The sequence below is a fragment of the Rhodococcus antarcticus genome (assembly GCF_026153295.1).
In the GTDB taxonomy this organism is placed as follows: domain Bacteria; phylum Actinomycetota; class Actinomycetes; order Mycobacteriales; family Mycobacteriaceae; genus Rhodococcus_D; species Rhodococcus_D antarcticus.
Genome location: NZ_CP110615.1, coordinates 260772 through 272163 on the forward strand (window position 1 = coordinate 260772; position 11392 = coordinate 272163).

At 70.4% G+C, this 11392-nt stretch carries 9 protein-coding genes and 5 pseudogenes; 3 read left to right on the forward strand and 11 right to left on the reverse strand.

Going from position 1 to position 11392, the window contains the following annotated elements; translation table 11 throughout:
• Positions 1-90: 90 nt before the first annotated feature.
• The 6 genes and pseudogenes from RHODO2019_RS01265 to RHODO2019_RS01290 form a co-directional block, all read right to left on the reverse strand.
• Positions 91-1074, reverse strand: coding sequence for a YncE family protein (locus tag RHODO2019_RS01265; protein ID WP_265383276.1), 984 nt, complete (start codon positions 1072-1074; stop codon positions 91-93).
• A complete protein-coding gene (locus RHODO2019_RS01270; protein WP_265383277.1) occupies positions 1071-1487 on the reverse strand; it encodes a DUF4307 domain-containing protein in 417 nt (138 codons plus the stop codon). Before RHODO2019_RS01270 ends, RHODO2019_RS01265 begins: the two co-directional genes overlap by 4 nt.
• Before the next feature lie 98 nt (positions 1488-1585).
• Positions 1586-2185 (reverse strand): annotated as a pseudogene (locus RHODO2019_RS01275) (cbb3-type cytochrome c oxidase subunit I); the annotation flags it as partial.
• A 94-nt stretch (positions 2186-2279) separates the two neighbouring features.
• Positions 2280-3230: a M56 family metallopeptidase gene (locus RHODO2019_RS01280; RefSeq protein WP_265383278.1), complete on the reverse strand. Its 951-nt coding sequence runs from the start codon at positions 3228-3230 to the stop codon at positions 2280-2282.
• Positions 3227-3634: a BlaI/MecI/CopY family transcriptional regulator gene (locus tag RHODO2019_RS01285; protein ID WP_265383279.1), complete on the reverse strand. Its 408-nt coding sequence runs from the start codon at positions 3632-3634 to the stop codon at positions 3227-3229. The genes RHODO2019_RS01280 and RHODO2019_RS01285 overlap by 4 nt, the downstream gene beginning before the upstream one ends.
• Before the next feature lie 44 nt (positions 3635-3678).
• Positions 3679-4113, reverse strand: a pseudogene (locus RHODO2019_RS01290) (M23 family metallopeptidase); the annotation flags it as partial.
• 727 nt (positions 4114-4840) lie between these two features.
• On the opposite strand from RHODO2019_RS01290, the gene RHODO2019_RS01295 reads away from it, so the two are divergent.
• Both RHODO2019_RS01295 and RHODO2019_RS01300 read left to right on the forward strand, forming a co-directional pair.
• Entirely contained in the window at positions 4841-5611 is a 771-nt protein-coding gene (locus RHODO2019_RS01295) for a hypothetical protein (protein WP_265383281.1), read from the forward strand.
• A gap of 51 nt (positions 5612-5662) precedes the next feature.
• Complete coding sequence (locus RHODO2019_RS01300; protein WP_265383282.1) at positions 5663-6352, forward strand: class F sortase; 690 nt, start codon at positions 5663-5665, stop codon at positions 6350-6352.
• 70 nt (positions 6353-6422) lie between these two features.
• On the opposite strand, the pseudogene RHODO2019_RS01305 reads toward RHODO2019_RS01300, so the two are convergent.
• From RHODO2019_RS01305 to RHODO2019_RS01330, 5 genes and pseudogenes are all read right to left on the reverse strand, one after another.
• Positions 6423-7475: pseudogene (locus RHODO2019_RS01305) on the reverse strand (IS256 family transposase); the annotation flags it as partial.
• A 59-nt stretch (positions 7476-7534) separates the two neighbouring features.
• Positions 7535-9023, reverse strand: a pseudogene (locus RHODO2019_RS01310) (IS3 family transposase).
• 103 nt (positions 9024-9126) lie between these two features.
• A pseudogene (locus RHODO2019_RS01320) lies at positions 9127-9312 on the reverse strand (transposase); the annotation flags it as partial.
• 235 nt (positions 9313-9547) lie between these two features.
• Positions 9548-9793: a cupredoxin domain-containing protein gene (locus RHODO2019_RS01325; RefSeq protein WP_265383284.1), complete on the reverse strand. Its 246-nt coding sequence runs from the start codon at positions 9791-9793 to the stop codon at positions 9548-9550.
• Between the two features lie 374 nt (positions 9794-10167).
• Positions 10168-10536: a hypothetical protein gene (locus RHODO2019_RS01330; RefSeq protein WP_265383285.1), complete on the reverse strand. Its 369-nt coding sequence runs from the start codon at positions 10534-10536 to the stop codon at positions 10168-10170.
• A gap of 231 nt (positions 10537-10767) precedes the next feature.
• Between RHODO2019_RS01330 and RHODO2019_RS01335 the strand changes: the two genes are divergently transcribed.
• Entirely contained in the window at positions 10768-11385 is a 618-nt protein-coding gene (locus RHODO2019_RS01335; RefSeq protein ID WP_265383286.1) for a hypothetical protein, read from the forward strand.
• Positions 11386-11392 lie beyond the last annotated feature (7 nt).

The window sequence follows — 11392 nt, forward strand, 5'->3', positions numbered from 1 at the left end:
GCCAGGGCGATGAGGTCCGGGCGGGCAGGACGTGTCGCGCTGTCCTCTGGTTCTCCCTGCACCTGTGCGCACGAGTGCAACGGCGCGGGGTCAGGGTCGTGGGATGCGTTGCACCCCTTCTCCGGTGGCGGAGGCGACGAGGACCGCGCCGTCCGCGGGGTCGACGGCCACGGACTCGGGCCGGGAGAGGGTGGGGTACCGGTCGAGCTCTACGGGCTCGGGGCCCGCCACGTCGAAGCCGACGACCTCGTTGGTGGCGGTCAGCGTGACCCACGCGATGTCGGTCACCGGGTCCACCGCGACGGCCCAGGGTCCGCCCGGGACGGGGAAGCGCTGCAGGAGCATGAGGGGGCTCGTGCTGAACACCAGCAGCTCCCCGCGCACGGGTTCGGTGACCAGGACGCGACCGAACCGGTCGGTGGTCGCCCGGGCGGCGCCTTCCCCGGCCCGCAGCGCCTCGGCGAGGGCCTCGTCGGCGGTGTTCACCGCCGTCAGCGACGTCTGCCGTCGGTCCAGCGCCACCAGGTCGTCACCGGCGACCCGCACCGCGTCGGCGCTGGCCAGGCCGCCGATCTCGGCCGCGGTGCGTCCATCGGCCGCCACGACCCGGACGACACCGGTGGACAGGCCGACCGCCAGCTCGTCGTCAGGCAGGACCGCGACCGACAGGACGTCGGTGTCCATCGCGAGGAGGCTCGCGACGGCCGTCGTCGGGTCGACCCGCACGACACCGGCGGCGGTGGCCACGAGCAGCTCACCGTCGCCGGCGACCACTTCGTGGCCCCTGGCGGGCAGCGCCACCGACCGCGGGGGCACGGTGAGGTCGGTGGCATCGAGCAGCAGCACCCGGTCCGGCGCCGCCACCAGCAGTGCCAGGGTGCGGGAGCGGGGATCGAGCGCGGTGCTGATCACTGCTGACCCGATGTCGGTGGTGGTGCCGGCCGGTGCGACCGTCAGGGGCGACGACGGCGCTGCGCGTGGCTCGAGGACGTTGGTCGGGGTGCCTGAACCCGCGCAACCTGTGACGGTGACAGCGGTCAGGACGGCCGCGACGAGGGCGCGGTGGCTCCTCACGGGGCGGGAACCAGGTACCCGGGGACCGTGGTGCCGCACCCGTAGACGTTGCCGGCCACCGGTGGCAGGGAGCTGCGCACCAGGACCTCCATCGAGGTGAGGGTCTCGGTCCCCGGCGGTACGTAGACCTGTCGTCGTCCGGTCTCGGAGCCGTCGATCGAGCGGGAGCGGACGATGCAGACCACCGGTATAGAGGGGTCTGAGCGGGTGACGTCGAATCGCAGTGACAGCGTCGAGTCGTCCACCAGGTCGAACCCGGTCTCCTTGCCCGACGCCTTGTCGGTGCCGCCGAACCGGGTGTAGACCAGCAGGGCCAGTCCGGCGGCGACCCCGACGGCCAACACCCGCACGACGAGCTGGTGACCGCTCCGGGGGTGGACCGGATAGCGGGTGCTCGCGCTGGTCGTGCTCACCGCGACGTCGGCTCGGGCCCGTTGACCGCGTCGGGCTCGAGCGCGTTGGTGAGCTTCTCCGACACCGCGCCGGAGTGCTGCGCACTTCCGGTGTGGGCCATCGTCATGCCGGGGGCCCGCAGGCAGACCACCGTGGTGATCATGTTCACCGCACCGAGGATGGTGCCGAGGCCGGCGACGATGAGTCCGGTGATCCACAGGTCCGCACCGGCGCCCGGGGAGTGCACGGCGTCCGAGAGCGGGGTGTAGGCGAACCAGCCGAAGTCCGCTGCGCCACCCGGGGTGATGAACCCGGCGACGACGATGATGCCGCCGAACAGGTACAGCCAGTAGGAGAACGCGTTCAGCCGGGGGAACGCCACGTCCGGCGCCCCGATCTGCAGCGGCAGGATGTAGTTGGCGAAGCCGAAGACGATGGGCGTCGCGTACAGCAGCAGCATGATCGTGCCGTGCATGGTGAACAGCTGGTTGTACTGCTCGTTGGACAGGAACTGCAGACCCGGCACGGCCAGCTCGGCGCGCATGACCAGCGCCAGGAGCCCACCCACGAGGAAGAAGCCGAACGACGTCACCAGGTACATCAGCCCGATGGTCTTCGGATCCGTCGTGTGGACCATCTTCAGGACGAACGAGCCCTTCTTCGCCTCCCTGACCGGGTACGGCCGAGTGGCGACGGGCTGGGGCGCGACGGCCGTCATGGGCGGAGCTCCGATCAGGATGCAGCGGACGAACGGTGCAACCCGACTGTAGCAAGAACTACTACCAACGATAGTTGATGAGGCTCTGCGACGTCTAGATCAGTGCGCAGAAGCCGGACGTCACGAGGAAGACACCCATGCCCGACGCTGCAACCGGCACGAGGAACGTCGACGTCGCAGCGACCGCGCAGCGCAGACGTGACCTGCCCTCGTCGCTGCTGCGAACGCTGTCGAGGTGGACGAGGCGCTCCGCGAGGGCGGTCCCGGCGAGGGCGAGCGAACCCGCGGGGGTGTCGGAGGCGAAGGAGGCCACCCTGACGAGCGCAGATCGGACCGTCGCGGCATCCGTGGCGGTGACGGCGACACGGTCTGCTGCCATCTCGAGCAGCGACGCCACTGCAGCAGGCGCACGAGCGAACAGGGGCACCATCGGTAGTGCCCTCGCCAGTGCCGTCGTCACGATGAGGACGCGGTGGTGCCGGCCGCTGAGATGTGCCCGCTCGTGAGCCATGACGGCGTCGATCTCACGTGCACTGAGGTGCGTCTTCAGACCCTCCGTCGCGACGACGAATCCGGCTCGCCCGCCGATGCTGTAGGCGAGAGGAACGGGGTGCGGGAGCCAGACGGTGTCGACCAGGGCATCTCGCCGGCCCACGATGCGAACAGTGTCCGCGTGCTTCTCGGTGGCCCGCGCACGGCGGGCGACGTGATCGCGCACCGTGCGGGTCGACCGCGCCGAGACGACGACGAGGGCGACCGCACCGGTCATGGTGATGGTGTCATCGATCCACGGCGTGATGGCGTGGGTGAGCCGTGCCAGGCAGCTGAGCACGACCTCGGCGATGCCTTCTGCCGGGGCGTGCCGCGGCCACGCGGCCACGACGACAGCCGAACCGAGCAGGATCGTGAAGCTGGTCATGCTCGCCGCCCAGGTGGCGAGGAGGACCGTCGGTCGGACCGTGGCGACGCGTGGGTCGTGCAGGACGGAGGGCGCCACGACAGCCAGCAGCAGACTGCTCAGGGCCAACGTCACCGCGATCGTCACTGCCCGGAACCCTCGGCGAGCGCCTGCCGCAAGGCGATGGACTCACCCGGTGACACGGTCCGTGCGAAGTGCAGCAGGACCGCCTCGGTGTCACCCGCCCCGTCCAGGATCACCCGCAGGGCCCGCGCTGCGGCTTGGTCCCTCGTCTCGACCGCCCGGTACAGGAACGCGCGGCTGACCTTCTCCCGGGCCACCCATTCCTTGCGGTGCAGGTTGTCCAGCACGGTCAGGACGGTCGTGTAGGCGAGGGATCGCTCCTCGTTCAAGGAGTCCAGGACGTCCCGGACCGAACGAGGCTCCTGCGAGTCCCAGAGAACCTGCATGACCGCTGCTTCGAGCTCACCGAGACCTGTCACCGACTTCTCCGTCCCGTTCGCATCGGCCGGGTGGCCTGGTGCGCCCATCGTGCCTCATGCGACGCGGGACTCCTCGGAAGACGGTTCGTGAATCAGGAGATGGACACCCCGCGGTCGCCGAGCCAGGGCAACGGGTCCAGCGCGGCGCCGGAGGTGGTCTGCACGCCGTAGTGCAGATGGGGCCCGGTCGACACGCCGCGGTTCCCGACGGTCGCGATCTCTTGCCCGGCCGAGACCTCCTGGCCGGCGGCGACGAAGGACTCGTTGATGTGTCCGTAGATCCCGATGGTTCCGTCGTCCTGGCGAACCCGGACCCACAGGCCGAAGCCGCTGGCAGGGCCCGACTGGAGGACCACGCCATCGGTGACGGCGAGCACCGGTGTGCCGATGGAGTTGGCTATGTCGACGCCGTCGTGGTTGGTGCCCCACCGAGCGCCGAACCCTGACGTGATCGTCCCCGTCGTGGGGGAGACCGTCAGCGGTCGGCGCGCCTCGGCCGCTCGGGCCGCACGTTCGGACGCCAACCGCGTCCCCTTGGAGAGCTGGGCGAGGGCTGCGGTACCCACGTCGCGGCTCACGGCGAGGACCGACGGACCCACCTGCGCCGGGCCCTGTCTCGCTGCGCCGTCCACCGTCTGGGCGGACGCCGTGGCGGCGGCCGGCGTCACCGCCGTCCACGAGCCGCCCGCGAGAACAGCGCCCGCAGCCAGGGCCGCCGACACCGTTCTCACCCGGTGCGGCGAGCGCGGGCCCAGCCTGCGGTGTGCGCCGCGGGGGGGTTGACGGGAGTGCGAGGTCGAGGCGAGGACTGCGGCGCGCTCTCGAGCCCGGTGGCGAGCGTCGGGACGCGGAGCATGGTGGGTGGCATCGGCAGGACCCGTGGCCGGCGGCACTACCTGCACGGTGCAGGTCGCGGCAGGGTCGAGAGAGGCGGGGTCTGCCTCCAGGAACCGCCGGGCAGCTGGCGCCTCGTGCCGGTGTCTCGCCATGGAGGAGCGCTCCTGCTGTCTGTCGAGCGCGAAGCGCTGCGCGGGGGAGGTGTGGGTCGGGCGGCTCGAAGGTAACGGTGCGGTCTCGGCTCGTCAACTATCCAACGTAGTTGACAGCCTGGCGCGCGTGTGTGTGGAGGTCGAGCTGGCGCCGTGTCGGGGGCTGGGGTGGTGGCCCGGGCGAACCGGGGGCTGTCGGGGAACGATGGCAGGGGTAGGCGGTGTGCGTCCGCACTCGTTGGTGGTCCAGTGAAGGAGCTCTGCGATGAAGAAGTCCTTGAGGTTGTTGGCGCCGGTGGCGGCTCTCGGTGTGATCGGTCTTCTCCCGGGGGTTGCCATCGCGCAGACGTCGGGGGCCTCCTACCAGGCTCAGCTGGACGCGTTGAACGGGTCCGGGGCCAGTGGCACCGTCACCCTGCAGCTCACCGGTGACCAGGCGACGATCACCGAGAAGGTGTCGGGTCTGGCTGCGTCGTTCATGAACGCCCCGTACCCGCACGTGCAGCACATCCACGGCGGCGGGATGGGCCAGTGCCCGACCGCGGCGGCCGACAAGAATGGTGACGGTGTGGTGAACGTGAAGGAGGGTGCCCCGTCCTACGGGGGCATCCAGACCACGCTGAGCACCTCGGGGGACACGAGCCCGACCGCGGGCACGGAGCTGAAGATCGCCCCCAGTGGCGGCAGCTTCACCTACAACCGCACGATCACCCTCGACGCGGCCACCCTGGCCTCGGTCAAGGGCGGCACGGCGGTCGTGGTCGTGCACGGGTTGGACCCGGCGAGCCTGAGCGCGCAGGCCCAGGGCGAGATGAGCGAGATCGTGCCGTCGCTGCCCCTGGCGGCGACGTCCCCGGCGGTGTGCGGGGTGCTGCAGGCCTCGCAGATGTCGACCATCCCCTCCGGGGCCGCGGACACCGGTAACGGGTCCAGTGGTGGTGCCAGCACCGAGCTGCTCGCCGTGGGTACCGGAGCGCTCGCCGTCGCCGCTGTCGGTGGTGTGGCCGTGGCCCGCCGCCGTCGCACCGAGGGCTGAGAGATTCACCCGGGTGAGCACGACCGTGGCCACCGCCCCAGCATGGTGGTGGTGGCCACGGTCGTGCTCGCCCTGGTCGGGGTGGTCCTGGTGGGGGTGGGCCTGAGCTCACCGTCGGCCCCCGCGGTGCCCCCGGCTGCTGTGCTCGCCCAGGGCCAGGCCGGGCCCACCCCCTCCACCGGTGAACCAGGGACGGTCGCCCCCCCGTCGTCCCCGGTGGCGCCACCCGCTGCGGGCCCCCCCGCGGCACCGCCGACGACGGGTCCGATCCTGGCCGCCTCGACCCCGGTGCGGCTGAGCGTGCCGACCCTCGGGGTGGAGGAGGACCTCCTCGCGCTGGGACTGAACCCCGACGGCACCGTCGCGGTGCCCCCGCTGTCGCAGGTCCGCATCCCCAGCTGGTACGACCAGTCCCCGACCCCGGGCGCCCTGGGTCCGGCAGCGATCTACGGCCACATCGACTCCGCCCAGTACGGGCGCGGGGTGTTCTACGACCTGGGCGCGATGCGCTCCGGGGACCAGATCTCCATCACCCGCGCCGACAAGACGGTGGCCGTGTTCACCGTCACCGCAGTGCGTGAGTACAAGAAGCAAGCCTTCCCCACCCTCGAGGTCTACGGCAACATCGACCACGCCGGGCTCCGGCTGATCACCTGCGGCGGACCCTTCGACGCCACCACCGGCAACTACCTCGACAACATCGTCGTCTACGCCCAGCTCACCAGCTCACACCCAGCCTGAGACAACGATCAGCAGCACGGCCCGTCGTGCGACGGGGCTGTCTCGTTAACGGTGTTTCCGGCGGTTGGTCTCAGTAGGTTTCGGGTGCCGGCCAGCGGTCGGCGAAGGTGATGGCGAACGCGTTGAGCGCTGGCTTCCACCTCATGGTCCATCGTGTCCTGCCTCGCCCGGTCGGGTCCAGCGATCGGGTCACCAGGTAGAGACACTTCAAGGCGGCTTGCTCGCTGGGGAAGTGCCCGCGGGCCTTCACCGCCCGCCGGTAGCGGGCGTTGAGGGACTCGATGGCATTCGTCGAGCAGAGCACGGTGCGGATCTCGACGTCGTAGTCGAGGAAGGGCACGAACTCCTCCCACGCGTTCTCCCAGAGCCGGGTGATCGCCCCGTACTTGCTGCCCCACTTCTCGGTGAGCTCCTCCAACGCCGCCCGCGCGGCAGCCGCGTTGACCGCGGTGTAGATCGGTTTCACGTCGTGCCGGAGTGCGTCCCAGTCCCGTCTGGAGGCCAGCCGGAAGGTGTTGCGGATCAGGTGGATGATGCAGGTCTGGACCGTGGCCAACGGCCAGACGTTGCCGACGACGTCGGGCAGGCCCTTCAGCCCGTCGCAGACGACGAAGAACGTGTCGCTCACGCCGCGGTTCTTGAGGTCGACCAAGACGCTCATCCAGAACTTGGCGCCTTCCCCGCCGGTGCCGGCCCACAGGCCCAGCACGTCCTTCTCCCCGGCCAGGCTGACCCCGATCGCGGCGTAGATGGGCCGGTTGGCGACCTGCCCGTCACGAATCTTGACCACGATGGCGTCGATGAAGATCGCCGCGTAGACCCCGTCCAGCGGTCGGGTGGACCAGGTCTGCATCTCCTCCAGAACCTTGTCGGTGATCCGGCTGACCGTCTCCTTGGACACCGACGCCCCGTAGATCTGGTCGAAGTGGGCGGCGATCTCTCCGGTGGTCAAGCCCCGGGCGTACAGGGACAAGACGACCTCGTCGACCTCACCGAGGCGGCGCTGCCGCTTGCGCACGATGACCGGCTCGAAGGTGCCCTCACGGTCACGGGGGACCTCGAGCTGCACCTGGCCGGTGGCGTGGGTCAGGACCGTCTTCGTCCTCGTGCCGTTGCGGACGTTCCCGGAGTCCCGCTCGCCGGGGCGGAACCTGTCAACCTCTTTGGGGCAGTTGATCTTGTCTATTTGTGAGTGATGGGCTCTGTTGCGGTGGGTGGGTTGATCCATGCTGGTTCGGGTAGTCGTGGTGGTTGGGGTGGGTGGCGGAAGCGGTGGGGGTGTTGGGTGTGGGCGGCGGTCAGGACGAGGGCGCGTTGGGCCCGGACGGTCTCGGCGTGGCCGTCGTGGACGACGGCGGGGGTGAGCAGGCCGAGTCCGGCGTGGCGGTGGTGGTGGTTGTAGGCGTGGAAGAACTCGGCGCAGAAGGTTCGGGCGTCCTGGAGGGTGGCGAAGGTGCCGGGGAAGCTGGGGCAGTACTTGAGGGTTTTGAACTGCGACTCGCTGTAGGGATTGTCGTTGCTGACCCGGGGTCGGCTGTGGCTCTTGATCACCCCGAGGTCGGCCAGCAGCAGGGCGACGGGTTTGGAGGCCATGCTGGCGCCGCGGTCGGCGTGGATCGTCAGCTGACCGGCCGCGACGTGCTCGGCGGCGATCGTGGTGGCGAGTAGCTGCTCGGCCAGGGCCGCGGACTCTCGGGTGGCGACCATCCAGCCGACGGTCTTGCGGGAGTAGATGTCGATGATCACGTAGAGGTAGAAGTAGGTCCACTTCGCGGGGCCGTGCAGCTTGGTGATGTCCCAGGACCAGACCTCGTTGGGCTTGGTCGCGATCAGCTCGGGTTTGACCGTGGCCGGGTGGGTGGCCTGGGACCGTCGTTCGCGCACGTCGCCGTGCACCCCGCGCAGCAGCCGGTAGAACGTCGACTCGCTGGCCACAGGTAGACGCCCTCGTCGAGCAGCGTCGCCCACACCTGCGCGGGGGCGGCGTCGACGAACCGGTCGCTGTGCAGCACCGCGAGCACCTGGGCGCGTTCGGCGGCGCTCAGCGCCCCCGGCTGCGCCCGGTCGCGGTGTGGGACCCGGGGCGGGCGTGGTGGTGGCGGGGACTGGCGGTGGCGGCGGTAGTGCGTGGCCCGGGACCGCCCGATCGCGGCGCACGCCGCGACCGTGCCCACCACCGGTGCCAGCTCGAGGACCGCCTCGTCGCTCACCTGCTCGACCGCGGCGGTGAGCTCGGCCCGGAGCTTCGCTGCGTGGGTGCCGCGGAGGCCTCGTGCGCTCTCTTGGACAGATCGTCCAAGAGAGCCGAGACTTTTCCCTGCACCTCGATCACCCGCCGGGCGGTGTCCAGCTCGGCCTCGAGGGCGGCGTTGCGTTCCCGCAGCCGGGTGTTCTCCCGCTCGACCGGATCAGCCGGCGGGCGTCCCCGGGTCGCCGCCAGAGCGGCCAGCGCACCGGCATCACGAGCCCGACGCCACTCCACCAGGTGCGAGGAGTACAGGCCCTCCCGGCGCAGCACCTCACCCCGGCGGCCGGGCTCGGCCGCCTCGTACTCCGCCAGCACCCTCAGCTTGTAGGCGGCGGTGAAGGACCTGCGCCGGGCCCGCTCCGGCACCTCACCGCTGGGGTGGTCATCGCTCACGACACCAGCATGGGTGCCCGACCGCGCAATCGTCGTCAGAACAGTCATCGCAGGGGACTCATCTCCCCACCCTCGTTCAGTGATTACGCACCGGTTGGTGCATCACCCCATGCTGACAGAGAGGGGGGGCCCGGTTCTTCTCGTGCCCGAGGTGGGCGGTCATCTCCTCGTTCAGGGCCGTCTCCAGGACCGTCTTGGTGAACTGCTTGAGCAGCCCGTCAGGCCCGGTCAGGGACAGGCCCTGCTCCTGGGCCAGCCGGACCAGCTCCCGGGCAGCGACCTCCTCAGCCGTGGGCTCCTGCCTCTTCTTCGCGGTCATGTCACTCAGTGTCGTTGTCATCACGGCACCTTCCCCGCCGACTCCCGTCAGCGTGTTGGGCCGGAAACACCGTTAAATCCACAGTCCCCGTGCGACACCTCGCTGCGCCGTCGACGTCCGGGTCTGCTGCAGGTGTGGCTGACGCTTCGCGGTCCTGCCGGCTGCTGCGGTCGGAGTGGGTGATGATCACTCTGGTGGGCCGGCGGCGGGCAACCGGATCGACCAGGACAGCGGCTCAGGACACGACGAGGGTGCCGTGCATGTTCCCGTGGTAGACGCAGTGGAACTCGTACGTGCCCGGTTGGGTCGGCGCCGTGAACGAGGCGCTGCCACCGGCGTCGATGTTCACGTCGAACAGGCTCCCGCTCGTGTCCGCCGTCACCGTGTGCGCGACCCGGTCCGTGTTCGTGACCATGACCGTCGCCCCCGCCGCCACCGTCGTCGGCACCTGGTAGGCGAAGTCCTTCACCGTGATCACCACCGCTTCGACCGGGGACGAGGTACCCCCGGCCGAGGCGGTGCTGTCCGGACTGCCCGTCGCCACAGATCCCTGCGAGGAAGAACCCGGCGCCGTCGACCCGGTCGACTGCCCACCCGGGCCCGACGAACCACACCCGGCCACCACCACCGCCAGCGCAAGTCCGCCCACCAACACCGAAACCCGTCGTGCTGACTCGACTCTCATACCCCGGCCTTCGCAGCCACACCCACCAACGGTTGGCCCTGTTCGGCACCAGCCGCCGATGGGCACCACGCTGCTCACCAGGCACCCTCGGACCGATGACCGCAGCCGCCGCCGGTGAGGCTGAGACAGCCCGGGGGGCGAGCTCTCCATCGGGGCTGTCGACCAAGCACTCAGGTCGTGGGGCTTGACGTGGGGGTTGTGGAGGGCAGGGTCGCCTGTATGGCGCGGCAGGCGTCGGCACTGCTCGTGACGGCCTTCTGGGCCTCGTCGAGCTGACGCACAGCCGCCGAGAGTGCGGTGGCGTCGAGGTTTCGGGCCGCAGTCACCGCTGTCGCGGCGACGTCCACCAAGGCCTTGGCGTCGTCTGCAACCGACAGGCACGCGGCGGGCACCTCGACGACCGCGACCTGCGAGGACGACGGCCCCGTGGTCGGGGTGGCCGTCGCGGTGCTGGTCGCCCCCGACGAGGCAGTGCTGCTACCGGAGTTCTGGGCTGAGACGACGATACCGGCGAGCGCCAGTCCCAGGAGGAAGGTCACCGTGGGGACGAGCCATCCCCAGCGCCGGGGCTCCCTCGGGGGCGCTGCGGGCGTGTTCGCTCGATTCGTCCGGTCCTCGGGATCCCCCGGGGTGCGCGATCCTGGTGTTGGTGGCTTCTCGTTCACATTGACCTCCCGATATCGGTGGGTAGCTGTCTCACGTCTGTCTGTCTATACCCCAGGATGGGCGCACACCCTGAAATCTGGACCGGCCGACACGAAGGGTCGAACATGGCGGTACGCAGCTGGACGGCAGACATGCGGGCGGCGCGGGCGTGGGACGGGGTGGTGTGCTTCTGGGTCGTCTTCTGGCTGGCCCTGGGAGCCTGGGTCGGATACGAGATGTGGCAGCTGGGCGGTCTCAGCCAGAGCGCGGTCGACTCGGGGCGAGCCCTGGGCACCGCGGGAAGGGCGCTCCAGGACCTGGGGGGGTTGCCCCTCATCGGCTCGCGCACCGGCCAGCTCGGTGACCAGGTGGTCGCCAGCAGCAGCTCCATCATCGACAGCGGAACCCAGGCCGGGGGCAGCATCCGTGCGTTGAGCGTGCTGACCGGGGTGGTCGTCGCGCTCGCCCCCACGGGCCCGGTCCTGCTGCTCTACGTCCCCTCGCGGGCGGGCAGCCGGCGGGAGAACCGTGCCCTGCGGGTGGCGTTGCTCGATCCGCAGCGCACCGAGCAGGCCATCGCCCACCTGGCTCGCCGGGCGGTGGCCAACCTCGGCTTCGCCGAGCTCGTTGCTGTCACCGCGGACCCCGACGCCGATCTCGCGGCGGGCAGGCACGATCACCTGGCCCGCGCGGAGATGCGTCGACTCGGCCTGCCCGAGACGCTGCTGACGAGCCGGGCCTAGGTCGGCC